This is a genomic window from Nonomuraea sp. CA-141351, from assembly GCF_050944675.1.
Lineage (GTDB): Bacteria > Actinomycetota > Actinomycetes > Streptosporangiales > Streptosporangiaceae > Nonomuraea.
Window position 1 is genome coordinate 7809591 of the sequence record NZ_CP191982.1, and the last position, 20257, is coordinate 7829847.

The window sequence follows — 20257 nt, forward strand, 5'->3', positions numbered from 1 at the left end:
AGTACTCGATTCGGAGGCCGGTGGCCGGTGTCCCGGGACGGCGACGCTGCAGGGCGCGCATTGACGATGAGGGCCGCAGCAGCGCGTGGCATCGTGTGGCGCGCGGGCACCCCAATGCCCTAACCCGGGGCTTTGATCTCCCCCCGCCTCCACTTCTTGTACGTCGACGTGTAGGTGGAGGAGAGTTCCGAACCACCGGCCGAGGCACGCCAGGAGAGCACGAAGGTCTTGGGCCTGTTCGCGGTGTCGAGCTGGATGTTCCAGCTGATCCGGGTCCCCTTGAGCCGGCCCAGCTTCCAGTTGGCGGGCCCTGCGAGCTGCTCCTTGATGGGCGACGGCGCCGAGCCCGTGTCCAGGCCGCCGGAGTACCGGCGTCCGGCTCCGCTGACTTGTGATGTGTGCGCGACGAGATCGAGGATGACGCCGAGGCCCGACATGATGACGATCATGTCGATGTAACCGCGGCCGTCGTATTCGGCGTCCGCGGCCAGGCGCTTGCGGTTGACGTACAGGTCGTCGGGGCCCGCGGGCGCCATGACGACGACGTCGATCGTGCCGACCTCCGGGGCGGCGACCTTCATGGCGAAGTCGCAGCTTCCCGCGCTCTCTCCCTCGTCGGGCTGGAACCGGATCCGTCCATGTACCTCGGCAAAGAAGTCGCTCTGGGTCAGCCCGCCCTGGAACGTCATGTCCGCCATCGGCCACACCGAGATCGCGCTTTCCATGGCGATCGCGAGTTCCTGCCCGTGGGGACGCGGCGGGCTGATCGGCTCCTCCGCCGTCGTGGAGGCGCTCGGCGATCCCGACGGCGGGGTGGAGGTCGTCCCGTTGCTCGATCCGGTGGCCGGTAACCCCGTCACGGTCGCGCCGCGGCCTGACGACTGGAGCCGCGCCTCGCGCCACCACACCACGCCGCCCGTCGTGGCCGCCGCGACCGTAACCGCGCCCAGTCCAGCCAGCACGGCCCGCCGTCCCACCCGCCCATGCCCCGCCGCACCACGGCCGGCGGCGTCCGGCTCGCGGGCGGCGGGCTCGGATGCGGAAGTGCCGGCAGGGGGCGGCGTGGCGAAGGGCCCAGGGGCGGACTCGCCAGCAGGGGACGGCGCGATGAGGGAGCCGGGTGGGGTGTCGCGGTCTGGAGCCGGCACGCCGGCGGACCCAGCGGCGGGCCAGGATGCGTCGGGCCCGGAGGTGGCGAGGCCGGGGGCACCAGACTCGGAACCCGCAGGCCCGGAGGCGGAGGCTGAGGGGCCGGAGGTGGCGGGGCCGGACGTGGCGGGAGGCATGGGACCGGGGTCCTCGCCGAGGAGCTCCAGGAGCACCGCCCGGGCTGTGGGCCGCTGGGCGGGGTCCTTGGCGAGGCAGCGTCGCACGATCCCGCGCAGCGGCTCCGCGAGGTCGCCCAGGCCCGGCTCGCCGTGCAGGATCCGGTACGCCACCGCCGGAAACGTGTCCCGGCCGAAGGGCGGCCGTCCCGTCGCCGCGAACGTCATCGTCGAGCCCCACGAGAACATGTCCGACGCGGGCCCCACCGAGGTCTCCGAGAGCTGCTCCGGCGCCATGTACGGCGGCGTCCCCGACGCCGAGCCCTTCGTCACCGTGGCGTCCACCAGCCGGGCGATGCCGAAGTCGATCACCCGGGGCCCGTCCGGACCCAGCAGTACGTTGGCCGGCTTGAAGTCCCTGTGCACCACCCCGGCCCGGTGAATTGCGGCCAGGGCGGTGACGGTGCCGATGGCCAGCCGGATCAGCGCGGCGCCGCGCACCGGCCCCGCCGCCGACAGGGCGGGGCCGTCGATGTACTCGCTGGCCACATACGGCGGATCGTGGTCGAGGTCGGCGACGAGAACGCGGGCGGTGCAGAACTCATCGACCATCCGCGCGGCGGCCAGCTCCCGCGCGAAGGTCCTGTCGATCCCGCCGGTCATCACCTTGACGGCGGCCTGCCCGCCGTCAGGCGACTCGGCCAGGTAGACGACGCCCTGCCCGCCCTGCCCGAGGCGGCCCACGATGCGGAACTCCCCCATCGCCTGGGGATCACCAGGATGGAGCGGACCGACTGCCACGCTTGCCTCACAAGGTCAACTGTGGGGCAAGAGAGTACCTTAACTCAGGGGTTCAGATCGGCGGCGGAGCGCTCGGCGAAGACGCGCATGGCCTTCGTGGTGATCGGGCCGGGAGCGACCGGCAACTCCGTGTCGTCGACCAGCTTGATCGGCTGGACGTCGCGGGTCGTGGAGGTCAGGAACGCCTCCTCCGCCTCGTACACCGCCGACAGCGGCACGTCCGCCTCCTCGGCGCCGCACCATTCGAGCACCAGCGCCCTGGTGACCCCGGCCAGGCAGCCCGACTCCAGCGTCGGGGTGAGCAGGCGGCCGTCGCGGACGATGAAGATGTTGGAGCCGGTGCCCTCGCAGAGGTTGCCCGCCAGGTTGCCGAAGATGGCCTCGCCGCCCCCGCGCTTCTTCGCGTACAGCAGGGCCTTGGCGTTGTCGCCGTACGAGGTGCTCTTGACCCCGGACAGGGCGCCGCGCTCGTTGCGCGGCCAGGGGACGACGGCGACGTTGGCGGTGGCCGGGAACGGCTTCTGCTCGTCCACGATGACGACGGACGTGGTGCCCTGGTCGCCGCGGTCGGAGCCGAGCGGGCCCGGGCCGCTGGTGTAGGTGACGCGGATGCGGCCGAGCGCCCAGGCGGGCGCGACCGTCAGGAGCTTGGCGATGCCGTCGGCGATGGCATCGACGTCGGGCTCCGGCAGGTCCATGCGCTGGGCGGAGAGCGTGAGCCGGTCGAGGTGACGGGTGAGCGCGAACGACCGGCCGTTCACGATCTTGATGGTCTCGAAGACACCGTCGCCGACCATGAGCCCATGATCGAAGACCGACACGCTGGCCTGCGCGGGGTCGATCAGCTCGCCGTTGACCCAGACAGGGATGTTCATACGGTTCCTCCTGTGGATGCCAGTGCGATGAGCCTGGCTGCCTTGAGCTCGGTCTCGAGCCATTCGCGCCCGGGGTCGCTGCCCCAGGTGATGCCCGCTCCCGTGCCGAACCGGATCTCACTTGCCGAGATCCAGAATGTCCTGATGCCCACGGCCAGCGCCGCCCGGCGGCGGTCGGCGTCGACCCAGCCCACGGCCCCACAGTACGGCCCGCGGGGTGCTGGTTCGAGCTCATTGATGATCCGCAAAGCCGACGACTTGGGCGCGCCCGTGACAGATCCGGGCGGGAAAGTCGCGGCAAAGAGCTCGGGCCAGCCCGCCTCCGGCGCCAATCTGGCCCGGACGGTGGAGACGAGGTGGACGAGACCGGGGTGCTCCTCGACCGCGCAGAGCGACGGCACCTCGACCGAGCCGACGGCCGCGACGCGGCCGAGGTCGTTGCGGACGAGGTCGACGATCATGACGTTCTCGGCGTAGTCCTTGTCGAGGAGGTCGCCGGCGGTCGCGCCCGTGCCCTTGATGGGCCTGGACTCGACGACGTCGCCGTCGCGCGAGAGGTAGAGCTCGGGCGAGGCGGACACCACGCTGAGCCCGGGCACCTGGATGGCGGCCGCGTACGGCGCGGGGTTGCCCGCGGCCAGCCGGGCGGCCAGGGCGAGCGGGTCGGCGTCGAGCGGGACGGGGGCGGTCAAAATCCGGCAAAGGTTTGCCTGGTAGACCTCGCCCTGCTCGATGTAGCCGCGGATGGCACGCACGCCGCGCTCGTAGGCGGCCCGGTCGAGTGAGCTGCGCCACTGATCGGGCCGCGGCCCGTGCCAGGGAGCGGCGGGCGCGGGCAGGGGCGACTCGCGCACCCGGTCGAACCGGGCGCACGTCACCTTGCCCTCGTAGTCGACGACCACGGCCCACCAGCCCTCGCCGTCGAGCGCGGCCAGGTCGGAGGTCACGTCACGCAACCCGGTCGCGTGCAGACCGCCTAAATAGGCGAAGCCGTCGTACACGCCTTCCATTCTCCCAGCATTTCGACGAGCTCCAGCGCCGCGGGCAGTGGCGTCTCGGGCAGGGCCGCGTACACCTTGCGTGCCGGCGCCATCCCGCGCAGCGGACGCAGCACCAGATGGGGTGGTACGGCCCGGGCGGCCAGCTCCGGGACGAGCGTCACCCCCAGCCCGGCGGCGACGAACCCGAACTTGCCCGACCATTCGACGACCCGCAGCCCGCTGCGTGGCGTGAATCCGACGGCCGCGCACGCGGCCTGCAGCAACGTGGGCTGCCCGCGCGGCGCCGCCTCGATCCACCTCTCCTCGGCCAGGTCGCGCAGGTCCACGTCGTCGTCGCCGGCCAGCCGGTGCCCGGCGGGCAGCGCGACGAGCAGCCGGTCCTCGTGCAGCAGGACGGTACGCGTTCCGTAGGCGGACAGCCCGGAGGGGTAGTCGCTGATCACGGCCACGTCCAGCGCCCCGGAGCGCAGCCGCTCCATCAGCCGCGAGGTGAGGCCCTCGACCAGGCGCAGTTCGACGCCCGGACGGCGCTCGGCGAATCGCTTGAAAGTCTCTGGGACGAGACCCACGTTGGCGGTGGCGAACGCGCCCACGCGCAGCGTCCCGCCCCCGCCGCCATGGATGGCGGCCAGCTCCTCGCCCGCGCGTTCCAGCCGGTCGAGGACGGCGACGGCGTGGCGGTGCAGGGCGGCGCCGGCGGGCGTCAGGCGCACCCCTCTGGCCAGGCGCTCGAAGAGCGGCCCTCCGGCGGCGCGCTCCAGCGCGGCGACGCGGCGGGAGACCGCCGACTGGGTGTATCCGAGTAGCTCGGCGGCGGCGGTGATCGAGCCGCTCTCGGCGACCTCGTGGAACAGCCGCAGCGTGCCGGCGTCAAAGGCATTCACGTTAGGCATGGCTGGTATGCAATCTAGTCGTTTGTGGAATGCCTCGTGATTCCAGTTCACTGAACGCGTGATCGCTTTTCTTGGACAGGGACGCATGGGCGTCCCCATGGCCCGGCGGCTGGAGCAGGCCGGGCACAAGGTGACGACGTGGCGGCGCGGGAGCGGCGTGTCCGCGGCGGAGGCGGTGGACGGAGCCGAACTGGTCATCACCATGCTCAGCGACCCGGCCGCGGTGCGGGAGGTGCTGTCGGCGGCGCTGCCTGGTCTGCGGCCCGGCGCCACGGTGGTGGAGATGTCCACGATCGGCCCAGAGGCGGTACGCGAGCTGCGCGCGCTGCTGCCGGCCGAGGTGGGACTGGTGGACGCCCCGGTGCTGGGCAGCGTGGGGCCCGCGACCGACGGCACGCTGACCGTGCTGGCCGGGGGGCTGGCCGGGGGATTGGCCGGAGGCGACGCGGCGGGATGCCGCGAGGTTTTGTCGGTGTTCGGGACCGTACGGGAGCTCGGTCCGCTGGGGGCGGGCGCGGCCATGAAGATCGCCGTCATGAGCGCGCTCGTGCCCGCCCAGGTGCTGCTGGCGGAGACGTTCGCGTACGGCGAGGCGCACGGCGTGGACCGTGGCGCGCTGATCGACGTGCTGTCGGGCACCCCGCTGGGCACGCTGGCGGAGCGGCTGCGCGTGCCGTCGGCCGAGACCCGCTACTCCCTGGCCCACGCGGCCAAGGACCTGGAGCTGGGCGCGTGGGAAGGCTCGTCCATGGCCACGGCGGCCCGGGCCAGGCTGCAGGAGGCGCGGGCGGCCGGGCTGGGCGAGCGCGACCTGACGGCCATCGCCGAGCACGCCGGAGGAGGCCCGGCCCACCGCGCGGTGCCGCTGAACCTCTCGACGATCCCGGCCACGAACGGCTTCTACTCGCACGCCGTGCGCGTCGGCGACATGCTCTACGTCTCCGGCCAGGCCGCCTTCGACGAGCAGGGGAACCTCGTCGGCGAAGGGTCCATGACGGCCCAGGCCGAGCACGTCTTCCAGGTCATCTCGCGCATCCTCGCCGATCAGGGGGCGACGTTCGACGACATCGCGTTCATGCGCACCTACCTGACGGACATGGACAAACGCGTCGAGTACGGGCAGGTGCGCAGGAAGTACATCACCGGCACGCCCCCGGCCAGCACGACCGTGGAGGTGTCGAAGCTGTTCATGCCGGGGCTGCTGCTGGAGGTGGACGTGATCGTGGCGCTCCCCAGTTAGGCCAGGGGCCCGGTGACCGACTCGGCCGCCGCCACGACGGCGCCGTCGGCCACCAGGCGCACGGCGGAGTCGATCTCCGGCGCCAGGAACCGGTCGGGGCCCGGCGCGGGCACGGTCTCGCGCAGCGCCCTGACCACGGCCGCCGTGGCGGGCGCGGGCTCCAGCGGGGCGCGCAGGTCGATCGCGCGGGCGGCGGTGAGCACCTCGATGGCCAGCACGCGGGTGAGCCCGTCCACCGACCTGCGCAGCTTGCGCGCCGCCGACCAGCCCATGGACACGTGGTCCTCCTGCATGGCCGAGCTGGGAATGGAGTCCACGCTGGCGGGCACGGCCAGGCGCTTCAGCTCGGAGACGATGGCCGCCTGCGTGTACTGGGCGATCATGTGGCCCGAGTCCACGCCGGGGTCGTCGGCCAGGAAGGCGGGCAGCCCGTGGTTGCGGGCCACGTCCAGGAACCGGTCGGTGCGCCGTTCGGACATCGAGGCCAGGTCGGCGGCCACGACGGCCAGGAAGTCCAGCACGTACGCGATGGGCGCGCCGTGGAAGTTGCCGTTGGACTCGACGCGGCCGTCGGCCAGCACGGCGGGGTTGTCCACGGCGCTGGCCAGCTCCCATCCGGCCACGGTGGCGGCGTGCGCGATCGTGTCGCGGACGGCCCCGGCGACCTGGGGGGCGCAGCGGAGCGAGTAGGCGTCCTGGACGCGGGTGCAGGCCTCCGGGTCGCGGTGGCTGGCCATGATGCCGGACTCGCGCAGGACCTTGGTCATGTTGGCGGCGGACAGCGCCTGGCCGGGGTGCGGACGCAGCGCCTGCAGCTCCGGCATGAACACCCGGTCGGTGCCGAGCAGCGCCTCCACGCTCATCGCGGCGCTCACGTCGGCGGTCCTGACGAGCCTGGTGAGGTCCTCGATGGCCAGGATGAGCATGCCGAGCATGCCGTCCGTGCCGTTGATGAGCGCCAGGCCCTCCTTGGCGGCCAGCTCGACCGGGTCGATCCGGGCCTGCTTGAGGGCCTCGCCGGCCGGCAGGATGTCTCCTGATTTGTCGCGTACGACGCCCTCGCCCATCAGCGTCAGCGCGACGTGCGCCAGCGGGGCCAGGTCACCGGAGCAGCCGAGGCTGCCGTACTCGTGCACGATCGGCGTGATCCCCGCGCTGATCAGCGCGGCCAGGGTCTTGGCCGTGGTCGGCCTGATGCCGGTGTGGCCGGTGGCCAGCGTGTGCAGGCGCAGCAGCATGAGCGCGCGCACGACCTCGGTCTCGACCTCCGGGCCGTTGCCCGCCGCGTGGGAGCGCACCAGGGAGCGCTGGAGCTGGGCGCGCAGCGCCGGGTCGATGTGCCGCGTGGCCAGGGCGCCGAAGCCCGTCGAGATGCCGTACGCGGGGACCGGGCTCTCGGCCAGCTCGTCCACCCGCTGGCGGGCCGCCGAGATGGCGGCCAGGGCGTCGTCGGTGAGCCGTACGGGGGCTCCGTGACGGGCCACCTTGATGACATCGTCGAAGGACAGGGGTTCGGGCCCGACGTTCACGACTTCGTTGTCGCGCATGGTGCGTCTCTCTCGCTGCTAGGTAACCGGCGTACCCGATGTTAGCTCCTTACGTGAGAACACCGCGGACAGCCCCTCCCTGCCCTCCTCGGTGAGGGCCACCGCCCGTGGCACCTTCCCGCGCCGATACCAGCCCCGCTCGAACAGCACCTCCGTGATCGCCGCCCCCAGCGCCCCGCCGAGATGCGACCTGCGCTCGGTCCAGTCCAGGCACTCGGGCGCGAACCTCCTCCTCGACCGCCGTGCGCCCGCCACGTCCACGCCGAGGCCGGTCAGCAGCCGCTCACCCGCGCCGGTCAGGTCGTACGCCGCGTAGTAGCCGCCCTCCCTGAGCCGGTCGAGCAGGCTCACGCCGGCCCGTCCCGCGAGGTGGTCGTAGCAGGTGCGGGCCTCCTCCAGCAGCCTGGCCTGCCTGGACTGGCGCAGCGACCGCACGGGCGGGCGGGCGCTGACCCTGGCCAGCACCTCCAGAACCTCGGCCACGTCGTGGCCGGCCAGGCGGTAGTAGCGGTGGCGGCCCTGGCGCACGACGTCCACCAGCCTGCCGTCGAGCAGCCTGGCCAGATGGGCGCTCGCGGTGGCGGCGCTCACCCCGGCCATCCTGGCCAGCTCTCCCGCCGCCAGCGCCCGCCCGTCGAGCAGGGCGGTCAGCATGGCCGCCCTGGTCGGGTCCGCGATGAGCGCGGCGACGGGCGCTATGTCGGCGTCACGAGCGATGTACTCCATGCATATGACGCTAATACCTTGACATTTCGCTCTGCGTCGAAGTGTCAGGTGTGCTTGCCGAGCCCCTTGCGGATCATCTCTCGCGCCCGTTCCATCAACGCGATCGGCGTGCCCATGAGCATGTTCTTGGTGGCGCTCTCCGTGCCGGGGTGCGGGCGCAGCGGCGCGAGGCTCTCGGCGGCCCGCACCGCCGCCGCCATGGCCCGGCGCTCGACGGTGGAGGTGTTCGCCCGGAGTTTCGCGAACTCGTACCGCTCCTCGCTGCGGGCGTGCATGGTCACGGCGGTACGCAGCTCCCCGAGGCGCTCCCAGAACTCCGGATGGTCCACGCCGCCCTTGTGCAACTCGAGGAGGAGCCGCTTGGCCCGGTTCTCCTCGGTCAGGCGATCGCCCACCACGCCCTGGCCGTTGTCCAGCTTCCTGCGCGCGTACGGGTGGACGATCTCCTCCTCGGCCGTCTCATGCACGGACAACATCCGCGTCAGCCGGTCGAACGCCTCCTCCACCTTGTCCGGAGGCGCCTGCTCGACCTCGTCGAACAGGTCCCTGATCTGGCCGTGCTGGGTCACCAGCAAATCGATGACATCTTGTTCACCCACGTCCGCGCCCTACCCGGCCCTCCCCCGGACACGCGCCTCCTTACCGAACGCGGGCCGTTCGAGCACCGAACGCGGAGGTTGCCGGATCATGCGCCGGGTAGCGCAGCCACATGGCCTTCGATCCACTGCAGGAGCGGGGTATCCCGCTGGACGATCAGCTGCGTGACTGGCGCGAGCTGAACGTCGAGCCCATCGATCCCGACCACGCCGATCCGTACACGCGGTGCCGGATCATCGCCATGAACGGGATCGAGACGGAGGCGATCTTCTTCAGCCATCAGCTCGCCCGCCACTGCCCCGACACGGAGATCAGGCAGCAGCTGGCGCGGGTGCGTTACATCGAGGCGCAGCAGCAGAAGGTGGTCAACTGGCTGCTGCCCGGGGTGTCGTCGGTGCTGGAGACCACGCTCGCCTACGAGCAGGCGGCGGTGGATCTGACGGCGTGGGTGGCGCGGATGGAGCCGGACGGGTACCTGAAGCAGGCCTTCGAGTTCGGGGTGCTGGAGCACTTCGATCACCTCTATCGGTACGCCAACCTGTACGAGATGATCGAGCACCGCAAGGCCGAGAAGATCGTGGACCGGCTGACCGAGGTGATGCCCGGGCGGCCCACGTACCTGCACCATCGGGACCCGATGGACAACGTGCGCGAGCCGTACCAGAAGAGGTCGACGGAGCCGCTGTCGCGGCTGCACGCGCTGACGATCAGGGCGGCCGAGCAGCAGACCATGAACTTCTACATGAACGTCGGCCCCATGCAGATGGAGCCGATCGCGCGCCGGCTGTACCAGGAGATCGCGCTCGTCGAGGAGGGGCACGTGACCCACTACGAGTCGCTGGCCGATCCGGGCGACAGCTGGTGGGAGATACTGCTCAACCACGAGTACAACGAGTGCTACATGTACTACTCGTTCGCGCTGACCGAGCCGCATCCCAGGGTGCGGACCATCTGGGAGCTGCACCTCAGCATGGAGCTGGAGCACCTGCGGCTGGCGGCCGAGCTGTTCAAGCGGTTCGACGGGCGCGATCCCGACCAGGTGCTGGCTCAGGCGTGCCCGCCGCCGGTGACGTTCGAGCCGAACAAGACGTACCTGCGTGAGCTGATCGCCACCCAGATGGACTACACGACCGTGGGCGCCGGGTACGCGCGGGAAGCGCACGAGCGCTTCCGTAAGGCGCAGGACGTGATCATGGGCGGCGACAAGGCGCCGTCGGAGCAGGTCATCGACGACAACCGCGCCGTTTCCGGCCAGGAGTACCGCCTGGAGACGGAGGGGCCGCACCCCGCGGCGATCACGCTCCACCGCTAGCGCCTAGAGTGAGGGCTCATGACAGCAGTCGCCCTCGTCACCGGCGCGTCGCGCGGCCTGGGAGCCGTCATCGCGCGCAGGCTGGCCGCCGACGGCCTGGCCGTCGCGGTCAACTATCGCTCGGACGCCTCCGGAGCGGAGAAGGTCGTGGCCGCGATCAAGGACGCGGGCGGCGCCGCGGAGGCGTTTCCCGCCGACGTCACGGACGAGTCCGAGGTGACGGACCTGGTGGCCCGCGTCACCGGCAGCCTCGGCCCGGTGCGGGTCCTGGTGATCAACGCGACCGGCCCGCAGCCGTCCATCCCGCTGGAGGAGATCACCTGGCAGTCGCACCTCGACCAGCTCACGTTCTTCGTCAAGAGCCCGACGCTGCTGGTGCAGGCGGCGCTGCCGGGCATGCGGGAGCGGCGCGACGGCCGCGTCATCCAGATCGGCTCCGACATCGTCGACCGCAACCTGCCCGGCATGTCCGCCTACATCGCGGCGAAGGGCGCCCAGCACGCCATGACCCGGGCCTGGGCCCGCGAGCTGGGCCCGCACGGCATCACGGCCAACATCGTCGCCCCCGGCTGGATCCCGGTGGAGCGGCACGCGGGCCTGGACGAGAGCGGCTACCTCGCGGAGGTGCCCCTGGGCAGGATGGGCACGCCCGACGACGTGGCGGCCACGGTCTCGTTCCTCGCCTCGGACGGCGGCGCGTTCGTCACGGGGCAGCACATCAAGGTCAACGGCGGCCACACGTGAGGGAGCGCCGTCGCCTGGACTGAGGAGCGGCGGGAGCGTAGCGACCAGAGCGACGAGGGAAGGCGACGGCTCCCCAGCGACCGAACCCGCCTCCACGGAGTGGAGGCCATGGACGCAGTAGCGCCGTCGCCTGGACTGAGGAGCGGCGGGAGCGTAGCGACCAGAGCGACGAGGGAAGGCGACGGCTCCCCAGCGACCGAACCCGCCTCCACGGAGTGGAGGCCATGAACGCGTGAGCGGCGCGGGGCGTATTCAGTTTGGGGACTGGGCCGAGATTCGCTAGAGTTCTCTCGTCGCCCGGTGCGAGCCGGGCGGACGCGGAAGTGGCTCAGTGGTAGAGCATCACCTTGCCAAGGTGAGGGTCGCGGGTTCGAATCCCGTCTTCCGCTCGGAGCTTCCGGCTCGGTGGCGTGGCCGAGAGGCGAGGCAGCGGCCTGCAAAGCCGTCCACACGGGTTCAAATCCCGTCGCCACCTCACAAGGACGATTAGCTCAGCGGGAGAGCGCTTCCCTGACACGGAAGAGGTCACTGGTTCAATCCCAGTATCGTCCACCATTCTCGCGTGCCCCGGCCCCTGCGGCCGGGGTTTCGTGTTTCGGACGCCGCGCTCACCCACCGGCCACCTCCCCGTCCCCGCGACGCGGCACCCGGCCCGCGCGGGCATTTACGCCGGCGGCTGGCCGGGCTGCTGCCGCGATCGTCGGGCGCTCTGGTCATCGAGCGCTCATAGCGCGACGATCAACCCCATGGACATACAGGAGATCGCCGACCGGCTCTACATCACCGACCTGCTGGCCCGCTACACCCACGCCATCGACTCCGGCCAGTGGGAGCTGCTCGACGAGGTGTTCACTCCCGACGCCGTGATCGACTACCGCTCCGCGGGCGGCATCAAGGGCACGCGGGACGAGGTCAAGGCCTGGCTCGCGGAGGTGCTGCCGCACTGGCCCGGGCGCCTGCACCTCATCGGGGCCCCGCGGATCGGCTTCGAGGACGGCGAGGCACGCGTGAGCGCGCCCTTCACCGACACCCTCGCCCCCACCAGGGACATGGTCACCGCCGACACCGAGGGGTTCCTGCACGGCGGCGGCTGGTACCACCACCGCATGCGGCGCACGCCTGGCGGCTGGCGCAGTGTGGAGCTGGTCGAGGAGCAATCCTGGCGCACCGCCCGCTGACCCGGCTCCCTCCCACCGGCCGGCGACGGCTATGAGCTGCGAAAACGACGGCAGATACAGAGTTAATACGTTTGTGGTCAAATCGCTCAGGGCAGCGCGAGTGCGGGCAGAAGTCCCCCTGCCTCTTCCCGGTCGAAAGGCTGTGCGGCACATGGCATTCGCATTGGGTCTTCTCGGTCATGACATAGCGGTCGATCTCGGAACCGCCAACACTCTCGTCTACGTCCGCAGGAAGGGCATCGTCCTGAACGAGCCCTCCGTCATCGCGATCAACCTGCACAGGAACACCGTCGTGGCCGTGGGCAAGGCGGCCAAGCGCATGATGGGGCGCACTCCCCCGCACATCGCCACGATCAGGCCGCTCAAGGACGGCGTGATCGCGGATCTCGACGCGGCGGAGCGGATGCTGCGCATGTTCATTCAGAAGGCGCACCCGAGCAGGTTCCTGGCCAAACCGCGCATCGTCGTGGCGGTGCCGAGCGGCACCACCTCCATCGAGCAGCGGGCGGTCAAGGAGGCCGCCTACGAGGCAGGCGCGCGCCGGGTGCACATCATCGAGGAGCCGATGGCCGCGGCGATCGGCGCCGGGCTGAAGGTCGGCGAGGCCACCGGCAACATGGTGGTCGACATCGGCGGCGGCACGACGGAGGTCGCCATCGTGTCGATGAGCGGCGTCGTGGTCGCCAAGTCGCTGCGGGTCGGCGGCGACGAACTGGACGAAGCGGTCATCACGTACGCCAAGAAGGAGCACGCGCTGCTGCTCGGCGACCGCACGGCCGAACGCCTGAAGATCGAGCTCGGCATGGTGCGGCCCGCTCCCGTACGCGACTCCGACTCCGCGCCCAGAGGCAGGCACCGGGTCGATGTCGCCATCGCCGCCGGCGAGAGCGCGACGGTGGTCGTGGACGAGGAGGAGCCGCTGCCGCAGCCCGCACCGCACCGCTGGAACCCGTTCAGGTCCAGGCCCAAGCAGGACGGCGCGGCCCCGCCGGCCGCGCCGCGCCCGCCCGACCCGGAGGCCACGGCGCCGGTACGCGGCCGCGACCTGGTCAGCGGGCTGCCGAAGACGGCCGTCATCACCTCCGAGCAGGTCAGCGAGGCGATCGAGGACCAGGTGCAGGCCATCATCGACGCCGTGCAGGCGACGCTCGACCAGTGCCCGGCCGAGCTGGCGGGCGACCTGCTGGACAACGGCATCGTCCTGACCGGCGGCGGCGCCCTGTTACGCGGCCTGGCCGACCGGATGGGCGAGGCCACCGGCATGCCGATCCGGGTCGTGGACAAGCCGCTCTACTCGGTGGCGCTGGGCGCGGGCCGCTGCGTCGAGCGCTTCCAGGCGATGCGCGACGTCCTGCTGCCCGATTGGTCCCGTCGGTGAAGCGGACGTTCGTCCTGCTCGTGCTCGCCATCGGTGTCCTGCTCGTCGTGATCGACCGTACGCTGACGCCGCTGGCCCCGGTGCGGGCGGCGGGATCGACCGTGTACGGCACGCTCGAGAACGCGATCGGCGCGGTCACCCGGTCGATCGGCGGCGAGCAGCGGGTGCGGGCGCTGGAGCGCGAGAACGCGAAGCTGCGGGCCGACCTGCTGGCGGGCGCCCGGCCACCGCTGAAGCTGCGGGGCGTGGCCGCGCACGTGGTCGGGTTCGGCCAGGGGCAGCAGGTCACCGTCGACGCCGGGACCGGCGCGGGCGTCACGCGGGACGTGACGGTGCTGAACGCCGACGGCCTGGTCGGCAAGGTCACCTGGGCGGGCCCCTCGACGGCCTCGGTCTCCCTGATCACCGGCGCGGGATCGTCGGTGGGCGCTCGCATGGCGGGCTCGGGCGAGCTGGGCCTGGTCACGGGGGGCGAAGGAGGGCTGCGGCTGAGCCTGTTCGACCCGAACGCGCCGCTGAAGGCCGGCGACCAGGTCGTGACGCTCGGCTCGGCGGGCGGGCGGCCTTACGTGGCCGGGGTGCCCATCGGCACGGTCTCCGCGATCGAGAGCGTGCCGGGCGCGGCCATCCGCACGGCCTTGGTACGTCCCGCCGCCCGCCTGTCCGCGCTCGACCTCGTCTCGGTGGTCGTGCCGGATTCCAGGAGGTGAGCCGTGGGGCTCGTGGTGATGGTGTTCGCCGCCCCGCTCCTGCAGGTGCTGCTGGTCAACCGGTCGCCGTGGGGCGGACCCGACCTGGTGACGCTGGCCGTGGTGTGGCTGGCGCTGGCCAGGGGGCCGGTGTGGGGCTGCGCGGCGGGGCTGGTGGCCGGGCTGGCCGCCGACGTGACGCCGCCCGCCGACGGCACGGTGGGCCGGACGGCGCTGGTGCTGTCGGTGGCAGGCCTGCTGGTGGGCCTCCGGCGCGAGGGAAGGCCACTTCCGGTGGCCGCGGCGGGCGCCGCCATGGGCGTCCTGCTGCAGGCCGCGGCCGCCGTGGCGCTCGGGGACGACCCCTGGACGGCGGTCGTCCCCGAGCTGCCACGCACGCTGGGCTGGACGGTGCTGCTCGGAGCGCTGGTGGGTGTCCTGCTCCTGCGGCGGCGGCCCCGCCGGATCGAGCCGTACCGTGTCTAGGGCCAGGCTGTTCGTGCTGCGGCTGGTCGTCGCGGCGATGATGCTCACGCTGGTGGGGCGGCTCTGGCAGCTGCAGGTGGTCAGCGGCGCTCAGTACGCGCAGGCGGCGGCCGAGGTGCGGATCAGGACCGTGGCGCTGCCGCCGACCCGGGGGCAGATCCTCGACGTGGCCGGGCGTCCCCTGGTGACGAACAAGACCAGGCCGGTGGTCACGGTGGACGCGGTCGAGCTGGCCCACCAGCCGGACGGCGGGGAGGCGGTGCTGACCCGGCTGGGGCAGGTGCTGCGGCAGCCGTACCGGCAGATCGCGGAGAAGGTGCGGCTGTGCGGGCCCAGGGTGGCACAGCCCTGCTGGCAGGGCTCGCCGTACGAGCCGATCCCGGTCGCCGAGGGCGTCACGGCGCTGCAGATCAGCGAGCAGCAGCAGGACTTCCCCGGCGTCCGCACGGAGCTGAGGCCCGTCCGGGCCTACCCGTTCGGCGCGGCCGCGGCGCACACGCTCGGGTACGTGCAGGGCGCGAAGGGCCGCGACGGGCTCGAAGCCGTGTACGACAAGGAGCTGGCCGGCAAGGCGGGACGGCGCGAGGTGGCCGTGGACAACACGGGGCGGGTCACCAGGACCATCCGGCTGGACCCGCCCGTCCCCGGCGACACGCTCGTGACCGGCATCGACTCCCGCATCCAGACCGTCGCCGAGCAGGCGCTCAGCAAGGCCCTGTCGAGCAGCGGCGGCTCGTCGGGCGCGGCCGTGGTGATGGAGTCGCACACCGGGCGGGTGGTCGCGCTGGCCGGGCGGCCCGCGTACGACCCGAGCGTGTGGACGGACGGCGTGACGGCCCGCGAGTACAAGGCGCTGCCGCTGCTGTCGCAGGCCGTGCAGGGCGAGTGGGCGCCCGGATCCACCTGGAAGGTCACCTCGGTGGCCGCCGCCGCGTCCGCCGGGTACGGGCTCGGCGCCACGTACGACTGCCCGAGCGGCTACACCGTGGGCAATCGGCTGTTCAGGAACTTCGCCGGCGCGGACCTCGGCCTGATGACCATGCACGGGGCGCTGGTGCAGTCGTGCGACACGATCTTCTACCGGCTCGCCGACGAGCTCTGGCAGCGCGAGTCGGACGTCATGCAGAAGACCGCCCGCGGGTTCGGGTTCGGCGGGCCGACGGGCGTCGACCTGCCGGGCGAGGCGGCGGGCGCCGTGCCGGACGCGGCGTCGAAGAAGGCGTACTGGCAGGCCACGCGTAAGGAGAGCTGCCACCGGGCGGTCAAAGGCTATCCGGAGATGGCCGACCAGGGGCGGGCCGCGTACCTGACGGCCATCGCCGGGGAGAACTGCCGGGGCGGCGGCGTGTGGCGGGGCGGCGACGCGGCCAACTTCGCCATCGGGCAGGGCGGCGTGCTGGTGACGCCGCTGCAGCTCGCCAGGGCGTACGCGGCCATCGCCAACGGCGGCACTCTCTACAGCCCGCGCGTGGGCCTGCGGATCGTGCGGCCCGACGGCACCACGGTGCGCACGATCGAGCCGCCGGTGGCGGGGAGGCTGCCGGCCTCCGCCGAGACGCTGCGGTTCATCCGGCAGGCGCTGGGCCAGGTGCCGCGGTCGGGGACCGCGCAGGGCGCCTTCGAGAAGTTCCCGTTCGACCAGATCGCGGTGGCGGGGAAGACCGGCACGGCGGAGTCGTTCGGGCGGCGGGACACCTCCTGGTTCGCCTCGTTCGCCCCCGATCCCGCCTACACCGTGGTCGTCGTGCTGTCGGAGGGCGGCAGGGGCGCGGAGGGCGCGGCGCCCGCGGCCCGCGACATCTGGGAGGGCATCCTCGGGCTGACGGAGCGGCGAACGTTCAGGCCCGAGAGCGGTAGCTCGCGTGACCAGCGAGGGCCAAGTGAGCGCGACCATTCAACACAGGCGGCGAACGTTCAGGCCCGAGAGCGGTAGCTCGCGTGACCGTTCAACACAGGAGCGGCGATGATCCTTCTGAGTGGCAGGCAGCGGTTGGTGTGGGCGCCGGCGCTGGCCGCGCCCGACTGGATCCTGACCCTGCTCGCGCTGGCCCTGTCCGTGGTGGGGCTCCTGCTGGTGTGGTCGGCGACCCGGATGGGGGGCGACTACTCGCTGCTCGTGCGGCAGGCGGTCAGCGTCGGGATCGGGCTGGTGCTCATGTGGCTGGTCTCGCGCGTCGACCTGCGGGTACTGCGGGCGTACGTGCCCGTGGTCTACGTGCTGGCCCTGGTGTCGCTCGCGGGCGTGCTCACTCCCTTGGGCGTGCGGGTGAACGGGGCGCACTCGTGGATCGTTCTGGCGCCGGGGGTGCAGTTCCAGCCGTCGGAGTTCGCCAAGGTGGCGCTCGCGCTGGCGTTCGCGGTGCCGCTCGGCGAGCTGCGCGACGGGCAGCGGCGGCCCGGGTTCGGCGGGGTGGTGCTGGCGCTGGCGCTGGCCGCGGTGCCGATCGGGCTGATCGCGCTGCAGCCGGACCTGGGGACGATGCTGGTCTTCGCGGCCATGGTGACGGGGTCGCTGCTGGTGTCGGGGGCGCCCAAACGCTGGCTGCTCGTGCTCTTCGCCGGGGCCGTGGGCGCGGGCGTGGCGGCCTGGAAACTGGGACTGGTGCGGCCGTACCAGATCCAGCGGCTGCTCGTGCTGGCCAATCCCGCGTCCGACCCGGGCGGCGTGGGGTACAACGCCGCCCAGGCCCGCATCGCCATCGGATCCGGCGGCCTCTACGGCAAGGGCCTGTTCAACGGCGAGCAGACGGCCGGGCACTTCGTGCCCGAGCAGCACACCGACTTCATCTTCACCGTCGCGGGCGAGGAGCTCGGATTCGCCGGCGCCGCGCTCATCGTGCTGGCCGTGGGCGCGCTGCTGTGGCGCGGGCTGGCCATCGCGCGGCGCAGCGACTCCCCGTACGGGAGCGTGCTGGCCGGTGGGCTCGTGTCGTGGATCGCGTTCCAGACGTTCGTGAACGTGGGCATGACCGTGGGCCTCGTGCCGATCGTGGGCGTGCCGCTGCCGTTCGTCTCCTACGGCGGCTCGGCCACCGTCGCCGGGCTGGTGGCCGTCGGGCTGCTACAGGCCGTTCACCGGACCAGGGCCATGGAGCCGTAGCAGGTATCTCCGGACGGGTGTGCCACGTGGGGTCGTGCAATTTTCAGATACCGAAGATGCTTGATGGATGACCGGCGAAGAACCCAGCGATCTCATCCGCAGCGTCTCCCGCGCGCTCCGCGTGCTCGAAGAGGTCTCGCGGGCCGACCGGCCGCTGTCGGTCAAGGTCATCGCCCGCCGCTGCGGCCTCAACTTGTCGACCTCCTACCACCTGGTCCGGACCCTCTGTTACGAGGGTTACCTGCACCGGCGGCCGGAAGGCGACTACTTACCCGGCTCCCAGCTGGCCGAGCGGTTCCACGAGATGCTGGAGTCGTTCGAGCGGCCGCCGCGCGCCTCCGAGGTGCTGCGGCACCTGGCCGACTCATCCGGCCACACCGCCTACCTGGCCCAGCTCTCCCACGGGCGGCTGATGGTGGTGGACCTCGCGGAGGGGCCGCGCTCCCCGTGGCTGGAAGACCTGCAGTCGGGCCTGGAGACGGCGCCGCACGCCACCGCGCTCGGCAAGGCGCTGCTGCTCGCCCTCCCGTACCGGGCCCGGCACGGCGTCCTGACCGGGTACGGCCTGCGCCGCTTCACCTCCGCGACCCCGGCGAGCGTGGAGGACGTGGAGGAGGAGCTGGCCGGACTGCGGCCGGGGCAGGTGGTGGAGGAGCACGGGCAGTTCAGGGAGGAGGTGGCGTGCGCGGGCGCGGCCGTGCCCGGCACGCAGTGGGCGATCGGCATCTCGGCCCGCGGCCTGGCCATCCCCCCGGCCGCCAGCGCCCACCTGGCGCTCGCGGTCCGGGACCTGGCGCGGCCATAATCCGTTGCCTTCGAGTACGGATCTTCGCCACTCTGGGCGGCATGAACGTGCCCTACCGGCAGATCCGTGCCGCCTACACCGAGGAGTCGATCACCGTCTACCAGGCCTACGACCCCGCCGTCGCCGAGCCCGCCGTGGCGGCGCAGCGCTTCGTGGCGCCGTTCAAGCGGGAGCGGATGACCTGGATCAAGCCGTCGTTCCTGTGGATGATGTACCGGTGCGGGTACGCGACCAAGCCCGGGCAGGGACGGGTGCTGGCGATCTCGCTGTCCCAAGAGGGGTTCGCCTGGGCGCTGGCGCACTCGTGCCTCAGCCATGACGACAGGCGCCCGGAGTGGGCCGAACGGGTACGCCGCAGCCCGGTGCGGATCCAGTGGGATCCTGAGCGCGGCGTGCGGCACGAGGCGCTGCCGTACCGGTCGATCCAGATCGGGCTGTCCGGGGAGGCGGTGCGGCACTACGTGGAGGAGTGGACGCTCGGGATCACCGACATCACGGACCGGGTGCGCGAGGTGCGCGCGGCGGTGTCGCGCCGGGCGGACGTGTCCGGCCTGCTGCCGGTGGAGCGGCCCTATCCCCTGCCTGACGAGATCATGGAGACGATCGGGGCGGACTCCGGTCAGCGGGAGTAGCGGAAGCGGTCGGTGGCCTGGGTGAGCAGGCGGCGGGTGCCGGGCTCGGAGCCGCCGTGGCCGGCGTCCTCCACGATGTGGAGCTCCGCCTCGGGCCAGGCCCGGTGCAGGTCCCACGCCTGGCTCGGCGGCGTCTTGATGTCGTAGCGGCCGTTCACGATGACCGCGGGGATGTGCCGTATGCGGTCGATTCCGGCGAGGAGGCCATCGCCGGGGAGGAAGCCGCCGTTGCCGATGTAGTGGTGGGTGATGCGGGCGAAGGCCACCACCATGGCGTCGTCGAGGTCGGGCGGCGGCACCGGCAGCAGGGTGTTGGCGGAGAGCTCCCAGCCCATCCAGGCGCGGGCCGCGGGAACGTGGACCGCGGGGTCGGGGTCGGTGATGCGCCGGCCGTAGGCGGCGACGAGGTCGTCCTGCTCGCCGGCCGGGATCGGGGCTCGGAACGCCGCCCACTCGGCGGGGAAGAGGTGGGCCGCGCCCGCCGGGGTGAAGGCCCAGGCCTCATCCGACGGGCGGACGAGCCACACGCCGCGCAGCACGAGCTCGGTGACCCGGCCGGGGTGGGCTTGGGCGTAGGCCAGGCCGAGTGTGGTGCCCCAGCTGCCGCCGAAGACGAGCCAGCGGTCGATCGCCAGGTGCTCGCGCAGCCGTTCGATGTCGGCGACCAGATGCGGGGTCGTGTTGTGCTCCAGCGACACCTCCGGGTCGCCGGCGAAGGGGCGGCTGCGGCCGCAGTTGCGCTGGTCGAACAGCACGATCCGGTAGGCGGATGGATCGAAGAATCGCCGGCTGTCCGGGATCAGGCCCCCGCCGGGGCCGCCGTGCAGGAACAACGCGGGCTTGCCCGCGGGGTTGCCGCAGGTCTCCCAGTAGATCTCGTTGCCGTCGCCGACACCGAGCATCCCGGAGTCGTACGGCTCTGCCGGCGGATACCAGTCCATCACACTCATGGGACCCTAGTACGGAACGCCGACGCTCGAACGGATGG

At 72.1% G+C, this 20257-nt stretch carries 19 protein-coding genes and 3 tRNA genes; 14 read left to right on the forward strand and 8 right to left on the reverse strand.

Going from position 1 to position 20257, the window contains the following annotated elements; translation table 11 throughout:
* Positions 1–119: 119 nt before the first annotated feature.
* The 4 genes from ACQPWU_RS36810 to ACQPWU_RS36825 form a co-directional block, all read right to left on the reverse strand.
* Positions 120–2027, reverse strand: a complete 1908-nt coding sequence (locus ACQPWU_RS36810) for a serine/threonine protein kinase (protein ID WP_433429998.1) — start codon at positions 2025–2027, stop codon at positions 120–122.
* 83 nt (positions 2028–2110) lie between these two features.
* Positions 2111–2941 (reverse strand): aminotransferase class IV, encoded by an 831-nt coding sequence (locus ACQPWU_RS36815; protein ID WP_433430000.1) that lies wholly within the window; start codon positions 2939–2941, stop codon positions 2111–2113.
* Positions 2938–3951, reverse strand: a complete 1014-nt coding sequence (locus tag ACQPWU_RS36820; RefSeq protein ID WP_433430002.1) for a chorismate-binding protein — start codon at positions 3949–3951, stop codon at positions 2938–2940. Before ACQPWU_RS36820 ends, ACQPWU_RS36815 begins: the two co-directional genes overlap by 4 nt.
* Entirely contained in the window at positions 3918–4835 is a 918-nt protein-coding gene (locus ACQPWU_RS36825; RefSeq protein ID WP_433430004.1) for a LysR family transcriptional regulator, read from the reverse strand. Before ACQPWU_RS36825 ends, ACQPWU_RS36820 begins: the two co-directional genes overlap by 34 nt.
* A 58-nt stretch (positions 4836–4893) precedes the next feature.
* Between ACQPWU_RS36825 and ACQPWU_RS36830 the strand changes: the two genes are divergently transcribed.
* Positions 4894–6075 (forward strand): Rid family hydrolase, encoded by a 1182-nt coding sequence (locus ACQPWU_RS36830; RefSeq protein ID WP_433430006.1) that lies wholly within the window; start codon positions 4894–4896, stop codon positions 6073–6075.
* Here ACQPWU_RS36830 and hutH read toward each other — a convergent pair.
* From hutH to ACQPWU_RS36845, 3 genes are read right to left on the reverse strand one after another with little or no spacing between them, the layout of a single operon-like run.
* Complete coding sequence (gene hutH / locus ACQPWU_RS36835) at positions 6072–7622, reverse strand: histidine ammonia-lyase (protein WP_433430007.1); 1551 nt, start codon at positions 7620–7622, stop codon at positions 6072–6074. The genes ACQPWU_RS36830 and hutH overlap by 4 nt on opposite strands.
* Before the next feature lie 18 nt (positions 7623–7640).
* Complete coding sequence (locus tag ACQPWU_RS36840; RefSeq protein WP_433430009.1) at positions 7641–8348, reverse strand: ArsR/SmtB family transcription factor; 708 nt, start codon at positions 8346–8348, stop codon at positions 7641–7643.
* Between the two features lie 44 nt (positions 8349–8392).
* Positions 8393–8947 (reverse strand): hemerythrin domain-containing protein, encoded by a 555-nt coding sequence (locus ACQPWU_RS36845; RefSeq protein WP_433430011.1) that lies wholly within the window; start codon positions 8945–8947, stop codon positions 8393–8395.
* 110 nt (positions 8948–9057) lie between these two features.
* Between ACQPWU_RS36845 and ACQPWU_RS36850 the strand changes: the two genes are divergently transcribed.
* The 13 genes from ACQPWU_RS36850 (at position 9058) to ACQPWU_RS36910 (ending at position 19269) form a co-directional block, all read left to right on the forward strand.
* Positions 9058–10257: a hypothetical protein gene (locus tag ACQPWU_RS36850; protein WP_433430013.1), complete on the forward strand. Its 1200-nt coding sequence runs from the start codon at positions 9058–9060 to the stop codon at positions 10255–10257.
* Between the two features lie 18 nt (positions 10258–10275).
* Complete coding sequence (locus tag ACQPWU_RS36855; protein WP_433430015.1) at positions 10276–11001, forward strand: SDR family NAD(P)-dependent oxidoreductase; 726 nt, start codon at positions 10276–10278, stop codon at positions 10999–11001.
* Positions 11002–11318: 317 nt separating this feature from the next.
* Positions 11319–11390, forward strand: a tRNA-Gly gene (locus ACQPWU_RS36860).
* 15 nt (positions 11391–11405) lie between these two features.
* A tRNA-Cys gene (locus ACQPWU_RS36865) sits at positions 11406–11476 on the forward strand.
* 5 nt (positions 11477–11481) lie between these two features.
* Positions 11482–11556 (forward strand) — tRNA-Val (locus ACQPWU_RS36870).
* Between the two features lie 191 nt (positions 11557–11747).
* Positions 11748–12179, forward strand: coding sequence for a nuclear transport factor 2 family protein (locus ACQPWU_RS36875; protein WP_433430017.1), 432 nt, complete (start codon positions 11748–11750; stop codon positions 12177–12179).
* A 151-nt stretch (positions 12180–12330) separates the two neighbouring features.
* Positions 12331–13557 (forward strand): rod shape-determining protein, encoded by a 1227-nt coding sequence (locus ACQPWU_RS36880; protein WP_433430019.1) that lies wholly within the window; start codon positions 12331–12333, stop codon positions 13555–13557.
* The gene (gene mreC / locus ACQPWU_RS36885) at positions 13554–14267 is read left to right on the forward strand and encodes a rod shape-determining protein MreC (RefSeq protein WP_433430021.1); all 714 of its coding nucleotides are present in this window, start codon (positions 13554–13556) and stop codon (positions 14265–14267) included. The genes ACQPWU_RS36880 and mreC overlap by 4 nt, the downstream gene beginning before the upstream one ends.
* A gap of 3 nt (positions 14268–14270) precedes the next feature.
* Positions 14271–14732: a rod shape-determining protein MreD gene (locus ACQPWU_RS36890; protein ID WP_433430023.1), complete on the forward strand. Its 462-nt coding sequence runs from the start codon at positions 14271–14273 to the stop codon at positions 14730–14732.
* Positions 14725–16665, forward strand: coding sequence for a penicillin-binding protein 2 (mrdA, locus tag ACQPWU_RS36895; protein ID WP_433430025.1), 1941 nt, complete (start codon positions 14725–14727; stop codon positions 16663–16665). The genes ACQPWU_RS36890 and mrdA overlap by 8 nt, the downstream gene beginning before the upstream one ends.
* A gap of 30 nt (positions 16666–16695) precedes the next feature.
* The gene (rodA, locus tag ACQPWU_RS36900; protein ID WP_433430026.1) at positions 16696–17832 is read left to right on the forward strand and encodes a rod shape-determining protein RodA; all 1137 of its coding nucleotides are present in this window, start codon (positions 16696–16698) and stop codon (positions 17830–17832) included.
* 67 nt (positions 17833–17899) lie between these two features.
* A complete protein-coding gene (locus tag ACQPWU_RS36905; RefSeq protein WP_433430027.1) occupies positions 17900–18637 on the forward strand; it encodes an IclR family transcriptional regulator in 738 nt (245 codons plus the stop codon).
* A 41-nt stretch (positions 18638–18678) separates the two neighbouring features.
* Positions 18679–19269, forward strand: a complete 591-nt coding sequence (locus ACQPWU_RS36910) for a DUF4291 domain-containing protein (protein ID WP_433430029.1) — start codon at positions 18679–18681, stop codon at positions 19267–19269.
* Here ACQPWU_RS36910 and pip read toward each other — a convergent pair.
* Positions 19257–20219: a prolyl aminopeptidase gene (gene pip / locus ACQPWU_RS36915; protein WP_433430031.1), complete on the reverse strand. Its 963-nt coding sequence runs from the start codon at positions 20217–20219 to the stop codon at positions 19257–19259. The genes ACQPWU_RS36910 and pip overlap by 13 nt on opposite strands.
* Between the last annotated feature and the right edge of the window lie 38 nt (positions 20220–20257).

Coding starts and splice junctions, on each gene's coding strand:
- ACQPWU_RS36840 (WP_433430009.1), bottom strand. CDS start 8,348: ATGGAGTACATCGCTCGTGACGCCGACATAGCGCCCGTCGCCGCGCTC.
- ACQPWU_RS36815 (WP_433430000.1), bottom strand. CDS start 2,941: ATGAACATCCCTGTCTGGGTCAACGGCGAGCTGATCGACCCCGCGCAG.
- ACQPWU_RS36875 (WP_433430017.1), top strand. CDS start 11,748: ATGGACATACAGGAGATCGCCGACCGGCTCTACATCACCGACCTGCTG.
- hutH (WP_433430007.1), bottom strand. CDS start 7,622: ATGCGCGACAACGAAGTCGTGAACGTCGGGCCCGAACCCCTGTCCTTC.
- ACQPWU_RS36910 (WP_433430029.1), top strand. CDS start 18,679: ATGAACGTGCCCTACCGGCAGATCCGTGCCGCCTACACCGAGGAGTCG.
- rodA (WP_433430026.1), top strand. CDS start 16,696: ATGATCCTTCTGAGTGGCAGGCAGCGGTTGGTGTGGGCGCCGGCGCTG.
- ACQPWU_RS36810 (WP_433429998.1), bottom strand. CDS start 2,027: ATGGGGGAGTTCCGCATCGTGGGCCGCCTCGGGCAGGGCGGGCAGGGC.
- ACQPWU_RS36820 (WP_433430002.1), bottom strand. CDS start 3,951: ATGGAAGGCGTGTACGACGGCTTCGCCTATTTAGGCGGTCTGCACGCG.
- ACQPWU_RS36880 (WP_433430019.1), top strand. CDS start 12,331: ATGGCATTCGCATTGGGTCTTCTCGGTCATGACATAGCGGTCGATCTC.
- ACQPWU_RS36855 (WP_433430015.1), top strand. CDS start 10,276: ATGACAGCAGTCGCCCTCGTCACCGGCGCGTCGCGCGGCCTGGGAGCC.
- ACQPWU_RS36825 (WP_433430004.1), bottom strand. CDS start 4,835: ATGCCTAACGTGAATGCCTTTGACGCCGGCACGCTGCGGCTGTTCCAC.
- pip (WP_433430031.1), bottom strand. CDS start 20,219: ATGAGTGTGATGGACTGGTATCCGCCGGCAGAGCCGTACGACTCCGGG.
- ACQPWU_RS36850 (WP_433430013.1), top strand. CDS start 9,058: ATGGCCTTCGATCCACTGCAGGAGCGGGGTATCCCGCTGGACGATCAG.
- ACQPWU_RS36905 (WP_433430027.1), top strand. CDS start 17,900: ATGACCGGCGAAGAACCCAGCGATCTCATCCGCAGCGTCTCCCGCGCG.